Genomic DNA, 18913 nt, shown 5'->3' with positions numbered 1-18913 from the left:
CTCGCGACCTGCGTCTTCGCGACATCCACGAGAGCGAGCCCATGGCCACACCATCGTCCGACCCACTGGCCCGACGCTATTCAAGCCTCGACCGAGCCTTCGCCGACCAGAAGATCCCGGTCGGCAACCAACCCTTCATCCGTGCCTTCTGCAGCCGCGTGGGGGTGTCGACCTTCGACAAGCGATCGGGCTACATCAAGGCCAATCGTTGTGTCGATGGCCCCGCCCTGCAGATCTACTACGGCTGGACGAACGGCTTCCACTCCGAGGAGGAGGCCCGCGATGCCGTCGGCCCCGGTGCCAAGGTGTGGCCCAGCGACCGAGGCGCCCACCTGTGGGGCGTCGACCACCCCGTCACCCGCGCCACCACTGGTGTCCAGCCCAAGGCACCGGTGTTCGTCGATTACGGAACCTGCCCCCGCTGCCACCTGAAGTTGCCCGCCAGCAGCACCTGCGACACCTGCGACTGATCCCTCAGCGGGGTGTGATCCGTGCCAGCAGTGCTGCGCGTCCGGGTCCGGAGAGCTCCGTCTCGTGCACCCGACGACCCGACAGGGCCACCATCAAGGACAGCGCTGACCCCCGCACCTCCGGTCCGCGGCCGTGGCTCAGGCCGGCATCGCTCGCGACCAGTCTGAGTCCGCGGGCGAGACCCTTGCCCCCACCCCGGACCGATCCTGTGTGGGCCGACCGGTGGGCCGACCCGGTGCGGGCCGATCGCGTGTGCGCGAGGTACTGAAGGGCCGGCAGGGTGGCCGCCAGCGGGTAGTCCCGGACGATCCCGAGGGCGCGCCGGATGTCCTCGCCGTGAGCGATCTCCTCGACCAGTCGGGAGCGCAGGTCGCCCGCGGGCGAGGCCTTCAACGGGATGGTGGAGCGGTAGGCACCCAGGAGGTCCTGGTGCCGGAACCGGCGTTCGCGCTCGACCCCGACCTGGTTGACGCGATCGGTGTCGCCGCGGGCAGCGAGGATCCGCTGGAGGTGACCCAGTGCGGACGTCCGGTTCGAGTCGACCAGGTGGGCGACGACGTCGGCGATCGTCCAGCCGTGGGCCCACGACTCCCGGTTCCAGTCCTCGTCGGTGATGATGTCGAGATCACGCGCGAGGGCGCGGCGCTCGTCGTGGATGGTGGTCCAGATCGCTGCTCGGTCCATGGGTCCATACAACCCCACCCCGGGTGGGCCACGGGGGACGAGGAACCATCCCGACTGAGCGTGCCCGGCGTCACCGGCCGTGACCGCCTAGGGTGGACGGGTGACGAGCGCATGGATTGATGCAACGGCCGGGGTCGCCGGCGACATGCTGCTGGGGGCGGCGCTCGACGCCGGGGCGGACCCGGCGGCGGTACAGGCAGCAGTGGATGCCGTGATCCCGGGAGCGGTCAGGTTGCGCACCAGCCGGGTCGTCCGCGGCGGGCAACGGGGCACGAAACTCCATGTGGACGTCCTGGTCGACAACCCGCCGCACCGGCAGTGGTCGTCGATCCGGACCATGCTCGCCGAGGCCGACCTGGACGTGCGGACCCGGGAGCGGGCGAACCACGTCTTCGGACGGCTGGCCGAGGCGGAGGCAACCGTGCACGGCATCGCGATCGACGAGGTGCACTTCCACGAGGTCGGTGCCCTCGACTCGATCGCTGATGTGGTCGGCTTCTGCGCGGCCCTCACCGACCTCGGGGTGACCGAGATCGACGCCTCCCCCATCGCCGTCGGCGCCGGACGGGTCCGCGCTGCCCACGGTGACATCCCGGTGCCCGTTCCCGCGGTCGCGCAGTTGATGATCGGCTGGCAGGTCTCACCGGTTCCGGGGGGTCGGCCGCTCGCCGACCCCGCCGACCAAGGCCACCCGCACGACCACGACTCGCACGGCCACCACCATGGTCACGACCACCATCACGACCATGACCACCACCACGGCGCGGGGCACCATCACGGTGGGGACGACCACGGTGCGGACGACCACGGTGCTGAGCAGGACCACGACCATGGTGGACACGACCAGCTACCGGCCCACGACCGCCCCGCGACGGTCACCACCCCCGGGCAGGTCGGCGAACTCGCGACCCCGACGGGCGTGGCCATCGTCCGAGCGCTGGCGAGGCGCTGCACCTCGTTGCCCGCGACCACGGTCCGCGCGGTCGGTGTCGGAGCCGGTGGCAAGGACTTCCCCGACCACCCCAATGTGGTTCGACTGGTGATCGGCGAACAGGTCGGCAGCGATGACGACCTCGATCACGACCGGGTGATCGAACTGCAGGCCAACATCGACGACCTCGACCCACGGCTGTGGCCGGGGGTGCTCGACACCTTGTTGGCGCGCGGAGCGCGCGACGCGTGGCTCGTCCCGATCCTGATGAAGAAGGGGCGACCGGCGCACACCCTGCACGTGCTGGCCCACGCGGACGACCGGGGTGCCATGGTCGACACGATCCTCAGCCACACCTCGACCCTGGGGGTGCGCGAGCACAGCCTCGTCCGATCGATGCTGTCGCGCGAACACCGCTCCGTCGAGGTGTTGGGACACCCCTGCCGCGTCAAGCTCGCCGTGCGGGGGAACGTGGTGGTGCACGCCACCCCCGAGTTCGCCGACCTGGCGTCCATCTCGCGGGCCACCGGTCGCAGCGAGTACGAGATCGCCTCGTTGGCCAGTGCAGCCTGCGCGAGGTTGGTCGCATCCACGGTTCCTGACTGGCGACCCCCGGCCGAGGACCACGACCCCGACACCCCCACCAGCCCCTCTGTCACCACCACCGTCACTGTCCCCATCGTCACTGTCCCAATCGTCACTGTCATCGAGAAGGAGGGTCGACCATGAGCGTCGACACCGACATCCACGCCGTCGCCCGCCAGCTGACCGGGATCACCAAACTCGGCATCGCGTACTCCGGCGGGGTCGACTCCGCGACGCTGCTGGCGATCGCTGCCGAGGCCCTGGGCACCGACCGGGTGGTCGCCCTGCTGGCGGTCTCCGCGTCGTTGGCCACCCGCGAACGCGAGATCGCCCATCGGGTCGCGAACGACCTCGGTGTCAGGGTCATCGAACTCGAGACCGACGAGCTCGCCAATCCCGACTACGCCAAGAACGACGTCGACCGCTGCTTCTTCTGCAAGGACGAGTTGTTCACCACGATCGATGACGAGGTCGTCGACAGTCACGGGCTGGAGGCGGTTGCCTACGGAGAGAACGCGGACGATGCCACCAGGCCCGACCGCCCCGGGGCCCAGGCCGCCACCAACCACCGGGTGCTTCGTCCGCTCGCCGTGGCCGGTCTGGGCAAGCAGCAGGTGCGTGAGATCGCCCGCCACTACGGGCTCGAGGTGGCCGACAAGCCCGCGTCGCCCTGCCTGTCGAGCCGCATCCCGCACGGACAGCCCGTCACCGCCGAGAAGTTGCAGCAGATCGACCGGGCCGAGACGATCCTTCGCGAGGCGGGGTTCAGCGATTGCCGCCTGCGCCACCACGGTGACCTGGCACGCATCGAGGTGCCCTCGGCCGAGATCGCCCGCTTCGCCGACGACGACCTGCGCGCCCACGTCGAGCGGGAACTGAAGGCGCTCGGTTTCCGACAGGTGACCGTCGACCTGGGCGGGATCCGCTCGGGGGCCTTCACCCTGCAGCTGCTGACCACCCGCGGAGCCGTCCATGCCTGAGTCCAACGCCACCGCCCTCGACGACGCGACCAGCGGGATCGACGCCATCGCCACCCTCGACCACGACCGGGCTCGCCGCCGTGGCTACCCCGAGGCCGTCTACTGCTCGGGCAAGTCACCCGACCAGGTGCGGGTGATCGCCAGCGAGATCGCCTCCCATCCCGACCACGTCACACTGTTCACCCGCGCGGACGAGGCACGGGCGGCGGCCATCCTCGAGGTGCTGCCCGACGCCCACCACGACCCGGTCGCGCAATTGCTGGCCTGGCCCGCCCAGCCCCCGGAACCCAGCGGCGAGGTGGTGGTCGTGGCCTGCGCGGGCACCTCCGACCTGCCGGTGGCACGTGAGGCCGAACTCACGGCCCGCTACCTGGGACGACCCACCCAGCTGATCGTCGACATCGGCATCGCCGGTGTGCACCGCACCCTGGCCCGCACCGACCAGTTGCGCTCGGCCGGCTGCGTGGTGGTGGTCGCCGGTATGGACGGAGCCCTGCCCGGGCTGGTCGCCGGACTGGTCGAGGCACCCGTGGTCGCGGTCCCCACCTCGGTGGGGTACGGCGCCGCCTTCGGTGGCCTCGCTCCCCTGCTGACGATGCTGAACGCGTGCGCTCCAGGAGTGGGCGTGGTCAACATCGACAACGGCTACGGGGCCGGTCACCTGGCGGCCCAGATCACCCGCCCGCGCTGATCGTCGTCCGCTGAGGGTCCCCAGCGTTCAGCGTGGCCGACACAGGTACACGAACTCCAGACCGGGGCGGTCGGGGGCCTGACGCAGCTCGTCGACCACGAAGCCGGCCCGGTCGAGCAGCGACCTGTTCTCGGCATCGTCGCGGAACCTCAGGGTGGACTCCGAGGGTACGGTGCTGCCGTCCGGGAACTCGTATTCGCCACCGAACGTGACCAGGGGGAGGTCGACCCGGACGAAGGTCCGCCGCTCCACCACCAGCCCGAGGCCGGGAAAGGTCTGACCCGCCTCGTGCGGCTCCGCCCACTGCTCCCACGCCCTGGCCTCCGGACGGCGCGTCTCGAACACGAACCAGCCGCCGGGGCGCAGCCGCTCGCGGATGGCGACCAGGGTCTCGAGCCAGGCCTCGTCGGTCAGGAAGACCTGGGCGGCGTTGCCGGTCATGGTGGCCAGGTCGACCTGTTCGGTGGGCGCGTCGACCGCGGTGCCCACGTGCCAGCGGACCTCGTCGGCGCGAGGCTTCGAGCGGGCGACCTCGACCGAAGCGGCAGCGGGGTCGACACCCGTCACCGTCACACCGACGGCTGTCGCGAGCAACGCGAGGGTGCCGGTGCCGCAGCCGACGTCGAGCAGCGTGCCAACCCCGAGGTCGTGGATGATCGCCAGGTAGGCGTTGAGGTCGATCCGCGAACCGTCGAAGGCGTCATACAGACGGGCCAGCCGGGTGTCGGCAAAGATCGGGTCGGGCATGGTCCGACCGTAGTTCACGCCCCCTAGACTCACCCCGGTGAGCAGCACCGAAGCGACCCTCCCCTTCTCGCCCGACCGGGGGCCCGAGCGCCCGGCCAGTTCACCACCACGCGCCGGGCTCTTCCCCGGGGTCGAGGTGCACCGCTACGAACCCCGACCTGGCACCAGTGTGACGCTGGTCGAGGCCCTCGACGTGGTCGGCGACACCGTCTTCCGGATCGGGGTGCACCCCGAGCTCGGCTTCACCCCCGACGACAAACCCGTCCCCCTGCACCGGGCCACGCTGGTGGGAGTGCGCGCCCTGGACGACGCCGGCGAGCAGACCTGGCTCGTCGACCAGCACGGACTCCCCTTCGTCCCCGATGACGAAGGTGTGCTGTGGAGCGACCAGTGGAACCTGGTCGACCTGGACCTGTCTCCGCTGGCCGGGCGTACCGTACGCCTCGACCTGGTGGCCGGCGAGCGATCGGGGGGTCGCGGCTGGCTGCAGGTGGTGGGTCCGGTGCCGACACCGGTCGAGTCACCGGACGTCGTCGCCCGGGTGCGCACCACCCGCGGCACCCATGGACGATCGGGCGAGTCCTTGAGCCGTGGCAACACCTTCCCCCTGACCTGCGTGCCGCACGGGTTCAACTTCCTCACCCCTGTGACCGACGCCCGCACCACCCGTTGGTTGTACGGCTGGACCGGGTCCGACTACGACGACGACCCTCGTCCGGCGCTGCAGGCCCTCAGCTTCAGCCACCAGCCCAGCCCGTGGATCGCCGACCGATTCGGTTTCCAACTGATGCCCTGGCAGGGCCAGGCACACGTCAACCCCTTCCAGCGCCAGCGGCGATTCGCCCACGAGAACGAACTCGACCGACCCCACCACTACCGCGTCGACCTCGACCCCGCCCCCAGCGGTTCAGCTGCCGGCCAGGGGTCGATCCGGGCTGAGATGACCCCCACCTCACACGCCGGTGCCTTCCGCTTCCGGTTCCAGGGCAAAGGCCCGCGCGGAGTCGTGCTCGACCTGCCCGGATCGGGCCGCCTCGACGTCGTGCAACTGCCCGACGGACGGGTCTCGTTCACCGCGGCCATCGACTCCGACATCGACCTGCGCCACCCCGCCGAGCCCGGCCTGAGGGGATACGTCTACGGGGAGACCAGGCAACCCGTGACCCATCGGGGCCAGTGGTCACGAGAGGGCCTGCCCGAACTGCCCACCATCCTGGGTCGCCGGATCACCCGAGCCTTCCCGACCTCGCTGCGGGTACCCCTGCCCCGCCCCCAGTCACGGGTGCTCACCCTGACCGATGGTGACGAACTCGAGGTGGTGGTGGCCATGAGCTTCATCTCGACCGCGCAGGCTCGCCACAACCTGGCGCTCGAGATCGGTGGTCAGGGCTTCGACGAGATCCTCGATCAGGCCCACGCCCAGTGGGCCGACCTGCTCGGACGGCTCGAGATCGACGGCGGCACCCTCGACCAGCGCACCAGCGCCTGGTCGAACCTGGCCCGGCTGTACGCCTGGCCCAACGAGCACCACGAGAACGTCGGCACCGCACAGGCCCCCGTGTGGGCCCACGCCTCGCCGGTCAAGCAACACCTGCACCGGCACCTGCCCGATCGCACCGGGGCGGCCGTCGTCCGGGGTCGCATGTACGTCAACAACGGCTACTGGGACACCTACCGCACCTGCTGGCCCGCCTACCACCTGTTCACCCCCACCCGTGCGCAGGACCTGCTCGAGGGTCAGGTGGCCCACTACCGCGAGGGGGGCTGGATGCCCCGCTGGTGCGCCCCCGGCTACGTCGACTGCATGGTCGGCACCTCGTCCGACGCCATCTTCGCCGATGCCGCCGCGCACTCGATCGACCAGGACGAACTGGCCGCCTACGACTCCGCCCTGCGCAACGCGACCTGTGCCAGCGAACGGACGATCGTGGGTCGCGTCGGCATCGACCGCGGCCGCTTCGTGGGGCACGTCGACACCGACACCGACGAGGGATTCAGCTGGTCGATGGAGAACGCGAACTGCGATGCCGCGCTGGCGCTCTGGTCAAGGCGACTTGCCGCGGACGAGTCCCTGCCCGAGCGGCGCGCGGAGTTCGAGGCCAACGCCGTCTGGTTCGCACACCGCAGCCTAGGCTGGCGGACCTTGTTCGACGACCGCACCGGTTTCCTGCAGGGACGCAGACCCGACGGGTCGTGGCGCTGGGCGCCCACCGACTACGACCCCGAGCGCTGGGGGGACGACTACACCGAGACCAATGGCTGGGGGATGGCCTTCTCGGTGCCCCACGACGGGGCCGGGCTGGCCTCGGCCCTGGGTGGCGAGGCGCGTCTCGCGGCCAAGCTCGACCAGGCGTTGGCCACCGTCGAGACGGCCTCCGAGGCGACCGCTGGCTCCTACCCGGCCACCATGCACGAACGCGTCGAGGCCCGCGCGCTGCGGCTCGGCATGATCGCCATGTCGAACCAGCCCGCCCATCACTCGCCTTTCATGTACGCCCACACGGGCCACCACCACCGCACCCAGTGGCTCACCCGCGAGATCCTCGAGCGGCTGTTCGTCGGTTCCGAGATCGGGCAGGGCTACCCCGGTGACGAGGACAACGGCGAGATGTCGGCGTGGTGGCTGTTCGCCGCCTTCGGCTTCTACCCGCTGCAGGTGGGGTCAGGTGAGTTCGTGATCACAGCCCCCCTGTTCCGGCGGATGGCGTTCACCCGCGACAACGGTCGGCGCATCGAGGTGCGGGCGTCCGGGGTCGAGCACCGTCACATCCAGTCGGTGCGGGTGAACGGCCAACCCTGGGACGAGGTCACCCTGCCGCTGTCACTGTTCGACCACGACCTGCTGGTCGAGGTCGAGCTGGGCGCCGACCCTTCGCAGTGGGCGGCAGGGTCGCGGCCGCGATCGATCAGCACCACTGACGGGTTCCCCGAGGCATGGACCGGCGACCTGACGGCCCGGGCCAGGGTCTCCCGCCATCGCACGGGGCAGGACTGGGACCTCGGCACCGACCTCACCGATGATCGCGGCCAAGTGGAGGAACTCTCCGCGGGCGACGTCATCGAGATCACCTGGGACGACCCCGTCTCGACACAGGTGATCACGTTCACCACCGAGGACCTCACGGCCTGTCCCCTCGCCGTCGAGGTACTCACCGAGGCCGACGGTTCCCACCCCGCTTGGGCCGAGACACCCGTTCGTCCGCGGGCAGCCCTGTGGGCCAACCAGACCCAGGCCCATCTGTTCCGACACGTGGGGGTCCGCGGAGTCAGGGTGACCGCCCTCGCCGACACGCGGCTGCGTCAACTCGAGGTCTACTGAGCCACCGCACACCGCTCCCCCGCGGACCCACTCACGGGGCTGGCGGGGCCCCACCGGCCCACCCCCTTGACAGGCCCAACCCCTTGACAGTCCCCCAGCCTGAGCACAGACTGCGAGCATCCCTAGGGGTGGGGAGGGGTCATGATTCTCGCTGAGTCAGGGACGGCACCGCCGATCCTCGACCCGACTTCGGCGCGCGTCCGCGAAGCCTCGGCCCTGCTCGACCCGTCGGTCTCCTCGGGACGGTCGGGCTCTGCGGCCACAGCGGTTCGTCCGGCAGCCGACCCCACCTTGTTCGCGGCGCCTGAGGTGCTGGACGAACTGGTGCGGATGTTCCGGGGCAAGTGTGGCTACTGCGAGTCGCTGCTGGGCACGGCAGGCATCGACAACGTCGACCACCTGCGGCCACCGCGCGACGCGCTCGGCAGTGACGGCCTCACCAGTCCCCGCCACTACTGGTGGCTGGCCTACGAGTGGACCAACCTCGTGCTGGCCTGCACCGACTGCATCAAGCACAAGGGCGCCAGGTTCCCCGTACGCGGTCCGCGGATGGAGCCGGGCGGCTCCCCGGCCGACGAGGCCGCACTGCTGATCAATCCCCGCGACCACCTCGAGAACCCCTCACAGGTGTTGGTGTTCCAACCCGACGGTGTGGTCGCCAGCACCGATGAGCGAGGGATCGCCACCATCGAGGTGCTGGGGCTGAACAGGTCGGCACTGGTCACCGCCCGCGCCCAGGTGTGGAACGAGGTGACCGCCGGACTGGCCACCGTGGGCTACGTACCCGATGACGGCGAGAGCTTCCATGCCATGCGCATCCAGCTGGTCAATGACGACACCCGCACGCGCCAGCAGGCCCGGGTGGGATTCGACCTGACCCAGACGGCCCGGCAGGCCTCCGCGCTGCCGGTGGCGCAGGTGGTCGCCTCGCCCGACTCGGCCCCGTCGAACTACTACAGCGCCACCCGCTGGATGGAACACATCGAGCTGCACAACGTGCGTCCCATCAAACATCTGGAACTCGACCTGACCGCTTCGAGCACCACCACGGCCCCCTGGGAGGTGTTGCTGGGCGACAACGGATCGGGCAAGTCCAGCATCCTGAAGGCCGTCGCCCTCACCCTGGTCGGCGCCGACCAGCGACGGGAGTTGGAACGCACCCTGGGCATCTCCCCCAGCTCGATGCTCCGCCGGGGCTGCCGCAGCGGGTACGTGAAGGTGTGGCTGACGGGACTGCCCGAGCCGGTGACGTTGACCTTCTCGAGCCGCGAGGCGGAGTTCGGCGGAACACCGGAGCCCCAGGTGGTGGTGCTCGCCTACGGGGCGATGCGCTTGCGGGGCCGGGGAGGCGCGCAGCGGGCCTCGTCGGTCGGCAACGTGGCAAACCTGTTCGACCCCAACCACGACCTCGTCGACCCCGGTCCGTGGCTGACGGCGCTGGACGACGCCACCTTTGCCGCGGTCGCCGACTCGATGCGGTTGCTGCTCGCCCTCGATGACCAGACCTCGTTGGAGCGCAATCACCGCCACGGCACCCTGTGGATGCGGTTCGGCCGCAGCCGCGAACCCTTCGAGGAGCTCAGTGACGGGTTCCAGAGCATGCTGGTGCTGGCCTGCGACATCCTCGACACCGCCTTCTCGGTGTGGACCTCACCCTCGACCGCCGAGGGCATCGTGATCGTCGACGAACTGGGAACCCACCTGCACCCACGGTGGCGGATGCGGGTCGTCGACGGTCTTCGCCGGGTGCTGCCGCGGATGCAGTTCCTGGTCAGCACCCACGACCCCCTCTGCCTGCGCGGACTGGGCGACGGAGAGGTGAGCGTCATCCTGCGCAATCCCGACGGCGACGTCGTCACCATCACCGACCTGCCGTCGGTCAAGGGTCTGAGCGTCGAACAACTGCTCACCTCCGAACATTTCGGGCTGGGATCGACCCGCGACCCGCACGTCGACGAGTTGTTCAGCAGGTACTACGCGCTGCGGGCCGTGCCGGCGCGCACCCCCGACCAGGACGCCGCCCTGGCGGCCATCGACTCCGAACTGGTGTCGCTGCGCCAGCTCGGCACCAGTGAACGGGAGCGACTCGTGTTGCAGGCAGCCGACTCGTTCATCGCCGAGCGGCGGGCCAATGGTGACAAGGTCGCCCTGCGCGGTGAGGTGAAGGCGCAACTGCGTTCCCTGTGGGAATCGGCCCTGCCCCCGACCACCCCCGCCGCCCCCGGCGGTGGGGCATGATCCGACTCGTCTGCCCTCCCGCCCCGGCCAGTCTGTCGAGTGCCAGCACCCAGCGGGAACGGGACTCGTTGGTGGCCTGGTACACCGATCCGACCCATGGGACGACGCCTTGGCCGGGCACCTTCGCGGCCTACAAGGGTGACGACGTCAGGGCCGAACTGACCGGGGCCTTCTCGGCCAAGTGCGCCTACTGCGAGAGCTACTTCGGGGCCACCCAACCGCTCGACGTGGAGCACTTCCGCCCCAAGGGGAAGGTCGTGCGTGAGCGGATCGTCGACGGCCACACGGTGCGCAAGCTCGAGGCTCCCGGGTACTGGTGGTTGGCGTCCACCTGGATGAACCTGCTGCCCTCCTGCTCGGACTGCAACCGGCCCCGCAGGCAGGAACTGCCCCTGGGTCTGCGGGCCACGGCCGGCAAGGCCAACCAGTTCCCCGTGGCGGACGAGTCCAAGCGCGCCACGGCGCCCGGCCAGGAGGACGCCGAGCCCCGCCTGCTGCTGCACCCCTACCTGGACGATCCCCCTCAGCACCTCCACTTCGTGGAGGCGCCCGGCTCGATCCGTGACGGCGAGGTCGAGGCCAGGCCGTCGACCATCGGTCCGGGACCGAGCGCCATGGGGGTCGCCTCGATCGAGGTCTATGCGCTGCAGCGGCAGGGCCTGGTGGCCGCGAGGGCGGCCCAGCTGCGACTGCTGCGGAGCCACCTCGTCACCATCCGCTGGCTGCTCGAGGACATCTCGACCCAGGGCCTCACTGCCTCGTTGAGGGACAGGTTCACCCACGAACTGGGCGAACTCGAGGCCTTCTGCGCCCCGACCGCCCCCTACTCGGCCATGTGCCGGCAAGTCGTCGACGAGTTCAAGCGGACCCACCTCGAGGAGTCACCATGACCCAGCAGCCCGTGCCGACCGACCTGAGCGACCCCGCCGCCTACTCGGCGCCCGATCGTGAATGCGACATCATCATGAAGGGCGGCATCACCTCTGGCGTGGTCTACCCCTTGGCCGCCTGCCGATTGGCGACCCGGCACCGACTGCGGCAACTGGGCGGTTCCTCGGCAGGGGCGATCGCGGCCGCCCTGGCCGCCGCCGCCGAACACGGACGATCGACCGCCCCCTCACAGCTGACGAGTACAGACGCCGGGTTCCCGAGGCTGGCGCAACTGCCCGACTTCCTCGGCGGCCACCTGCTCGGACTGTTCCAGCCGATGCCCAGCACCCGGGCCGCCTTCGAGCTGGTGCTGGGGGCGCTGGCCCAACCCACCACCTCCGGCAAGGTGCAGCACAGCGTGAAGGCTGCCATTGCCGCGAACCGCAGGTGGTTCTGGGTTCCGGTCCTCGCCACGCTGGTGGCAGCCGTGCTGCTCGTGCTCGCCTCGTCGGGAGTGCTCACCGGCGAGAGGGGCGGCGTCTGGTCGTGGCTCTCGCCCCTGCTGCTGGCGCTGGTGGTGCTCGCGGTCGTGGTGCTGGTCGGGATCGGTCTGGCCGTGTGGCGGATGGTGCGTGACACGGCGAGGGTGATGAATCGCAGCGGGTTCGGGCTGGTGAACGGCCACGACCCCAGCGGGCAGACCCTGCCGCTGACCGACTGGATGACCCGCACCATCAACCAGACGGCCGGGCTACCCGCGGATGGTCGTCCGCTCACCCTGGGCGACCTGTGGGGGCCGGAAGCCGTGGAGGTGCACCGGAGCCTGCGCGACAAACCGAACGCCAGCCCGGCCGAGTGGAGCGCCTTCGACCCGCGGGTGACGCTGACCACCACCACCACCTGCCTCGACCAGGGCAGGCCCTACCAGTTGCCCTTCACCAGCGACATCTTCCACTTCTGCCCCGACTGCCTCGCCGAGTACTTCCCGGTCTCGGTCACCAAGCACCTGCGCGCCACGGCTCGGCCGGCCTCGCAGGTTCCCCAAGGGCCTGGTCCCATCCCGATGGAATGCCCGCGACATCCGGGCACCCAGGTGCTGAAGTTGCCGGACTCCCCCGACCTGCCCGTGGTGATGCTGGCACGGCTCTCGCTGAGCTTCCCGGTGCTGATCTGCGCGGTGCCGCTGCACTACATCGACTTCGCCCGCGCCGAGGGCAAGCGGTCGTTGGTGGTGGGGTGGTTCTCCGACGGTGGCATCGCCAACAACTTCCCCATGCAGTTCTTCGACCGGCTGATGCCGCGCCGACCCACCTTCGGCATCAACCTCGCCAACGAGCACCCGGACTTCCCCGACTCCGACGTCTACCAGATGCCCCAGACCGGTCAGCGGCTGGTGCGCAGTCTGCCGATCACCTCGGTGATCGGTCTGTTCGCGGGCATGAAGCGCACCTGGCAGGACTGGTCGGACCAGCTGCAGACCGAGGTGCCAGGGTTCCGTGACCGGATCGTCGAGGTGGCCATGCACCAGGGCGAGGGGGGCCTCAACCTGGCCATGCCGGCCGAGATCATCGCCGCGCTGTCGTCGCGCGGTGACGAGGCGGGGCGGCGGCTGCTCGAGTTCGACCTGGAGGCCCACCGCTGGATCAGGTTCCGCACCGCCATGAGCTCCCTGTCGGAGGTACTCGAACAACTGCAGCAGCCCCACGACCCGCTGCCCGACCCCTGGCAGGGGAGCTACAAGTTCTCCTCCCACCGGCAGGAGACGCTCACCCGTGAGGAGTTCGACCAGCTGGTGGCACTGGCCCGCGCGTGGCGGGCCGACAACTATCCGGCCACCGGTGAGGGGAATCCGCGCCCGGTGCCTCGCCTGCGGCACGTGCTCCGCACCTGACCTGGGTCATCCGGAGCCTGGGGCATCCGATTCCCGGGTTCACCTTGGGTCTGGCGCGTCCGACACCCCGGCGCTGGCCGAATCCTCGGGTCACCCAGAACCGGGCTCAGAGGCTCAGAGCTCGGGGCTCAATCGTGCCGATTGTGTGCTCTGGCACCAGTCGTGCGGCTGTGGCAGCAACAATCGCCGTCAGCCGACACGATCGGCACGATTCACCCTCCGGTCATGCGGGTCATCGGGCCGGTCCCGCCTAACCGCGCCCCCAGAACAGCCGATCCGTGACCCGAGCCGAGCGTCGAGAGGCCCGGCTCCACTCCTCCAACAACTCCGAGGCCTGGCCGAATCCCCTCCCCAGCAGGTGCGACATGGCGGCCAGGTCACGTGCATCGGTGGGGATGGCGTCGCTGCGGCGCGCCTTGGTCAGCACGATGGCGTTGCGCAGGCGGCTGGCGAGTTCCCAGCTCTGCAGCAGCTTCTGAGAGTCCAACGGATCGAGGATGCGCAGCTGCGACAACCGGTCGAGGGCAGCCACCGTCGAGGTCGTGCGCAGGTCGGGGCACTCGTGGGCGTGCTGCAACTGCAACACCTGCACGGTCCACTCCACGTCGCTGAGTCCGCCACGGCCGAGTTTCACGTTGCGGCCGGGATCCTGTCCCCGCGGCATGCGTTCGGTCTCCATGCGCGCCTTGAGTTTCCGGATCTCCGCCAACTGCAGGCGGTTCAGGCCACCCTCGGGCCAACGCAGGCCAGCCACCGAGTCGAGCACCGCGGCCACCGCCGCGGGATCGCCGGCGCCGTGGTCGGCTCGCAGGAGTGCCTGCGCCTCCCAGGTGTCGGCCCATCGTCCGTAGTAGGCGATCGTCGACGAGACCGACCTCACCATCGGGCCCCCCTTGCCCTCCGGACGCAGGTCGGCATCGATGGGCAGGGCAGGGTCGGGACCAGCCGACCCGAGCGCCTGACGCAACCGCGCCACCATGGCGGTCGCCTTCGAGCCCGCCTCGGGGTCGTCGGAGTCGGCGTGGACGAAGATGGCGTCGGCATCCGAGCCGTAGCTCTGCTCCCGCCCGCCCCACCGTCCCATGGCGATCACGCCCAGGGTGGGTGCCTCGGGCACGTCGCGGGCGATGGCCTCGAGGGTGACGTCGATGGTGGCGCTGGTGAGCTCACTGAGCGCGCGACCGAGCGTGGCCAGGTCGATCCGGCCGAGCAGGTCGGCCACGCAGATGCGGAAGAGTTCCCGCCGACGCTGGGCGCGCACCGCCCTGACGGCACCGTCGACCTGGTCATGTCGCTGGACGGCAGCGCGCATCGAGGCGCGCACCTGCGCCAGGTCACGGGGCACCAGTTCGGCATCGGAGGCCATGATCTGCACGGCCTCGGGGTCCCGCTTCAGCAGGTCGACCACGTAGCGGGAACTCGACAGGATGGTGGCCAGCCGATGGGCGGTCTGCCCCGAGTCGCGGAGGGTGCGCAGGTACCAGGGAGTGTTGCCCAAGGACTCGCTCACCTGCCTGAACGCCAGCATGCCGGCGTCCGGGGAGGGAGCCTCGGCGAACCAGCCCAACATCGCCGGCATCAACTGCCGCTGGATCTCGGCGCCACGGTTCAACCCACTGGTCAGTGCCTGGATGTGGCGCAGGGCGGCGTCGGGGTCGGAGAACCCGAGCACCCGCAGCCGGTCACGCGCCGCCTGGGGGGTGAGTGCCAACTCCTGCGAACTGATCCGGGTGGCGGCCTCGACCAGGGGGGAGTAGAAGATGCGCTGGTGCAGCCTCAGCACCTTCTGGGCAGACTGCCTGAACTGGGTCATCACCTCGTCGCCGCCGCGCAGCCCGATGCCCCGCCCCAGCCGTCGCAGACCATCGGGATCGCTGGGCAGGAGGTGGGTGCGGCGCATCCTGAACAGCTGCACCCGGTGCTCGAGGAGCCTCTGGAATCGGTAGGCCGTGCCCAGTTCGACACCGTCGCGGCGTCCGATGTAGCCGTGGTCGACCAGTTCCTGCAGGGCAGTGAGCGTCGCTCGGGCGCGCAGCCGGTCGTCGGCTCGTCCGTGCACCAACTGCAGCAATTGCACGGTGAACTCGGTGTCGCGCAGCCCTCCCGACGACAGCTTGATCTCCCGGTCTGCCTCCTTGGCCGGGATGGTGCGGATCACCCGCTGTCGCATCGCCTGGGTCTCGGCGAGGAAGTGTTCGCGTTCGGCGGCCCGCCACACCAGCGGCTGCACGATGTCGAGGAACCCCTGCCCGACCTCGGCGTCGCCGGCGACCACGCGTGCCTTCAACATGGCCTGGAACTCCCAGTTGGAGGCCCACTTCTCGTAGTAGCTGCGCATCGACCCCAGCGTGCGCACGAGTGCCCCGGCCTTGCCCTCGGGACGAAGCCCCGCGTCCAACTGCCAGATCGAGCCGGCTGCCGTGTGGGACGAACAGATCCGGGTCATCGCAGCCGCGACCCTGGTCGCCAGTTGGACGGCCTGGTCGCTGGTTGCGGGTTCACCGGTCGCCGGGTCGACACCCGGTTCGGCCACGAAGAGCACGTCGACGTCGGAGATGTAGTTGAGTTCCTGGGCCCCGGCCTTGCCCAGCCCGATCACGGCCATCCGGGTGGCCTCGTGGCCCGGCACCTCCCGCTGGGCGAGCACCAGGGTTGCCTGCAGCACGGCGTCGGCGAGGTCGGCCAGTTCGGCCGCGATGTCGGGCAGCACGCCCTGCGGGTCGGGGTGGGCGAGGTCGCGGGCGCTGATGCGCAGCAGGTGGCGCTTGTTCGCCCGCTTCAGCGCGTCGACCGCTTCGAGCTGGCTCCATCCCTCGACGGTGCACCGTTCCATCAGGTCGGCGGCGATGTCGGGCGCGGGCACCCGTTCGGGGGTGGGCTCCAGCACCTCGACGTCCTCGGGGTGTTGGACGAGGTGTTGGGCCAGGGCGCTGCTTCCCCCGAGCACCAGCACCAACCGCTGCGCCCACTCCTGGTTCTGGGCGAGTCGCGGTCGCAGCTCGGGGGCGGCCGGCAGCAGCCGGGTCAGTTCCTCCAGCGCGAGGTCGGGATCGGCCACCCGGTCGAACAGGTCGAGCCACCGTCCGTCTGCCAGCCAGACCGGCGGCTGGTGCCCGATCAGTTCGGTCAGCGACCGGACGAGTTTCGCGGAGCGGGTGGCGTCGAGGAAGCCCCGGCGTGCCAGCTCGCCTGGTGTGGTCGAGAGGCGGGTCACGTCAAGAGCCTATGCTCAAGCGGTTGGCAGTCGTTTGGGTGCCGGTAACCCGTGAGACAACTTCGGGCCACCCGCGCCTCCTAGTGTCGTCGAGGTGACCATCGTGGCAGCAAGACAGGACCAGGCCCTGCGGCGGGTCATCTCTGCCTTCGTGGCCGAACTCGAGGCCCTCGTCCCGCAGACCAAGGAGGTCACCACGCGGTCGGCGGCGAGCGACGAACGCCACCTGCGTGACCGCGCCGGTCGCGGGATGGTGCTGCTGACCGATGCCCTGCAGACCCTCGGGTCCCCCACCACCACCCGTCCCGAGAGCTGGGGCACCCACCTCCGTCACCGCGCCCTGGCCGAGCAGGCCCTCGCCGAGGTCTCGGAGTCGGTGCTGGGACGCGACTCGGCCGCCAGCCTGACCCATCAGGCGCGACGACTGCTCGCCGATGTCGTCACAGAACTCGACCATCCCAAGCTGCCGGCCGCGGTCGACACCCTGTTCGGCGTCGCCCGGCTGATCGACTACCTGCGCGGCTCGCTCGTCGACGCCGTCTCGGTGTCGTTGCGCCACGGCTGCCCCGCCCCAGCCATCGCCCTGACGGAGGCGACCCGTGCGCTCGCGATCGCGCTCGGGGAACGGCACCCGGGGGCCACTCTCGAGGTGAGGGTGCCACCCGCCGCTGCCGTGCAACTGGACGCCCTCGGCGAGGGTCCGGTGCACACACGGGGCACCCCGCCGAACGTGATCGAACTGCCGGTCGAACTGTTCCTCGAGTTGACCACGGGACTACGTCGCTGGGACGAGCGGGTGGCCGAGACCTACGCGTCGGGCGCCCACGTCAACGCCTTCGAAGCGATGTTGCCGGTCATCGACCTCGGACGACGTCAGCTGCTCTGAGTCGGCCCCACGCGCTCAGAGCAGGGGCAGGTATTTGGCCACTTCGAACGGGGTGACCTGGCTGCGGTACTCCTCGAACTCCGCCCGCTTGTTGCGCAGGAAGAAGTCGAAGACGTGGCTGCCGAGCGTGTCGGCGACCAGTTCGGACTGCTCCATGGCGCGGATGGCCTCGTCGAGATTGCGGGGCAGTTCATCGATGCCCATCGCGGACCGCTCCCGGTCGGTGAGCTGCCAGACGTCGTCGGCGGCCTCGTCGGGCAGTTCGAACTCGTTCTCGATGCCCGACAGTCCGGCCGCCAGGATCAGCGCGTAGGCGAGGTAGGGGTTGCAGGCAGAATCGAGGGAACGCAGTTCCACCCGGGCCGACGACGGCTTCTCCTGGTTGAACATCGGCACCCGCACCAGCGCGGACCGGTTGCTTCGTCCCCAGCACACGTAGCTGGGTGCCTCGGATCCACCGACCAGGCGCTTGTAGGAGTTCACCCACTGGTTGGTGATCGCGGTGATCTCCTTGGCGTGGTGCAGCAGGCCGGCGACGAAGTGTCGTCCGGTCTTCGACAGTCGCGCCTCGTCGGCGGCGTCGTAGAAGGCGTTGGTGTCACCCTCGAACAGGCTCAGGTGGGTGTGCATGCCCGAGCCGGCGTGGTCCGAGAAGGGCTTGGGCATGAAGGTGGCGCGGATGCCCGAGGCGACGGCCACCTCACGGACCACGGTGCGGAAGGTCATGATGTTGTCGGCCATGGTGAGCGCGTCGGCGTAGCGCAGGTCGATCTCGTGCTGCCCGGGCGCGGCCTCGTGGTGGCTGAACTCGACCGAGATCCCCATCTGCTCGAGCATCTCGATGACGTCGCGGCGGAAGTCGGTTCCTCGTCCCAGGGTGGTGTGGTCGAAGTAGCCGCCCATGTCGAGTGGCTCGATCGGCTCGCCGGGGGCGGTGTCCTTGAGCAGGAAGAACTCGATCTCAGGATGGGTGTAGAAGCTGAACCCCATGTCGGAGGCCTTCTTCATGGCCCGCTTCAGCACATACCTCGGGTCGGCGTAGCTCGGGGATCCGTCGGGCAGGGCGATGTCGCAGAACATGCGGGCGGTGCCCCGGCGCTGCTGGCGCCACGGCAGGTGAGTGAAGGTGCTCGCGTCGGGCTTGGCCGTCATGTCGGACTCGTAGACCCGGGCGTAGCCCTCGATCGCCGAGCCGTCGAAGCCGATCCCGTCGGCGAAGGCTCCCTCGAGTTCGGCCGGGGCGATCGCGACGGACTTGAGCGAGCCCAGCACGTCGGTGAACCACAGGCGCACGAAGCGGATGTCCCGCTCCTCCATAGCGCGCAGCACGAACTCGGTCTGCCTGTCCATGGCCTCAGTCTGCCCTCTCGCGTGTAACAACTGCGTTACGGTCCGCCGCCCCACGA

Annotated in this window: 13 protein-coding genes; 9 read left to right on the top strand and 4 right to left on the bottom strand. The window is 69.9% G+C overall.

What is annotated here, in order from left to right:
* The first annotated feature begins 41 nt into the window (after nt 1-41).
* Complete coding sequence (locus H507_RS0105095; RefSeq protein WP_022909643.1) at nt 42-470, top strand: hypothetical protein; 429 nt, start codon at nt 42-44, stop codon at nt 468-470.
* Between the two features lie 4 nt (nt 471-474).
* On the opposite strand, the gene H507_RS0105090 is transcribed toward H507_RS0105095, so the two are convergent.
* On the bottom strand, nt 475-1155 hold the full coding sequence (locus tag H507_RS0105090) for a maleylpyruvate isomerase family mycothiol-dependent enzyme (RefSeq protein WP_022909642.1): 681 nt from the start codon (nt 1153-1155) through the stop codon (nt 475-477).
* Between the two features lie 100 nt (nt 1156-1255).
* Here H507_RS0105090 and larC point away from each other — a divergent pair, with 100 nt between their 5' ends.
* From larC to larB, 3 genes are read left to right on the top strand one after another with little or no spacing between them, the layout of a single operon-like run.
* A complete protein-coding gene (gene larC, locus H507_RS14865) occupies nt 1256-2815 on the top strand; it encodes a nickel pincer cofactor biosynthesis protein LarC (RefSeq protein WP_022909641.1) in 1560 nt (519 codons plus the stop codon).
* Complete coding sequence (gene larE / locus H507_RS14860; RefSeq protein WP_022909640.1) at nt 2812-3651, top strand: ATP-dependent sacrificial sulfur transferase LarE; 840 nt, start codon at nt 2812-2814, stop codon at nt 3649-3651. Before larC ends, larE begins: the two co-directional genes overlap by 4 nt.
* Nucleotides 3644-4342, top strand: coding sequence for a nickel pincer cofactor biosynthesis protein LarB (gene larB, locus H507_RS0105075; RefSeq protein ID WP_022909639.1), 699 nt, complete (start codon nt 3644-3646; stop codon nt 4340-4342). The genes larE and larB overlap by 8 nt, the downstream gene beginning before the upstream one ends.
* A gap of 27 nt (nt 4343-4369) precedes the next feature.
* On the opposite strand, the gene H507_RS0105070 is transcribed toward larB, so the two are convergent.
* Complete coding sequence (locus H507_RS0105070; RefSeq protein WP_026377803.1) at nt 4370-5089, bottom strand: class I SAM-dependent DNA methyltransferase; 720 nt, start codon at nt 5087-5089, stop codon at nt 4370-4372.
* 37 nt (nt 5090-5126) lie between these two features.
* Between H507_RS0105070 and H507_RS14855 the strand changes: the two genes are divergently transcribed.
* The 4 genes from H507_RS14855 to H507_RS0105050 all read left to right on the top strand — a co-directional run bounded on the left by H507_RS14855 (nt 5127) and on the right by H507_RS0105050 (nt 13407).
* Nucleotides 5127-8408 carry a GH92 family glycosyl hydrolase gene (locus H507_RS14855; protein ID WP_022909637.1) on the top strand — a complete coding sequence of 1094 codons (3282 nt, stop codon included), beginning with the start codon at nt 5127-5129 and terminating at the stop codon, nt 8406-8408.
* Nucleotides 8409-8549: 141 nt separating this feature from the next.
* Nucleotides 8550-10646 carry an AAA family ATPase gene (locus H507_RS0105060; RefSeq protein WP_022909636.1) on the top strand — a complete coding sequence of 699 codons (2097 nt, stop codon included), beginning with the start codon at nt 8550-8552 and terminating at the stop codon, nt 10644-10646.
* A complete protein-coding gene (locus H507_RS17205) occupies nt 10643-11536 on the top strand; it encodes an HNH endonuclease family protein (RefSeq protein ID WP_157438881.1) in 894 nt (297 codons plus the stop codon). The genes H507_RS0105060 and H507_RS17205 overlap by 4 nt, the downstream gene beginning before the upstream one ends.
* The gene (locus tag H507_RS0105050) at nt 11533-13407 is read left to right on the top strand and encodes a patatin-like phospholipase domain-containing protein (RefSeq protein ID WP_022909634.1); all 1875 of its coding nucleotides are present in this window, start codon (nt 11533-11535) and stop codon (nt 13405-13407) included. Before H507_RS17205 ends, H507_RS0105050 begins: the two co-directional genes overlap by 4 nt.
* Nucleotides 13408-13657: 250 nt before the next feature.
* On the opposite strand, the gene H507_RS0105045 is transcribed toward H507_RS0105050, so the two are convergent.
* Nucleotides 13658-16621 (bottom strand): bifunctional [glutamine synthetase] adenylyltransferase/[glutamine synthetase]-adenylyl-L-tyrosine phosphorylase, encoded by a 2964-nt coding sequence (locus H507_RS0105045; protein ID WP_022909633.1) that lies wholly within the window; start codon nt 16619-16621, stop codon nt 13658-13660.
* Nucleotides 16622-16724: 103 nt separating this feature from the next.
* Here H507_RS0105045 and H507_RS0105040 point away from each other — a divergent pair, with 103 nt between their 5' ends.
* Nucleotides 16725-17507, top strand: a complete 783-nt coding sequence (locus H507_RS0105040; RefSeq protein ID WP_157438880.1) for a sterol carrier family protein — start codon at nt 16725-16727, stop codon at nt 17505-17507.
* A 15-nt stretch (nt 17508-17522) separates the two neighbouring features.
* Here the strand turns inward: H507_RS0105040 and H507_RS0105035 are convergent, their stop codons facing one another.
* Nucleotides 17523-18824 (bottom strand): glutamine synthetase family protein, encoded by a 1302-nt coding sequence (locus tag H507_RS0105035; protein ID WP_026377802.1) that lies wholly within the window; start codon nt 18822-18824, stop codon nt 17523-17525.
* Between the last annotated feature and the right edge of the window lie 89 nt (nt 18825-18913).

It is taken from the genome of Aestuariimicrobium kwangyangense DSM 21549, assembly GCF_000421525.1.
Classification (GTDB): domain Bacteria; phylum Actinomycetota; class Actinomycetes; order Propionibacteriales; family Propionibacteriaceae; genus Aestuariimicrobium; species Aestuariimicrobium kwangyangense.
Note: the sequence above shows the minus strand (reverse complement) of the source record. Positions and strands in the feature narration are given on the sequence as shown.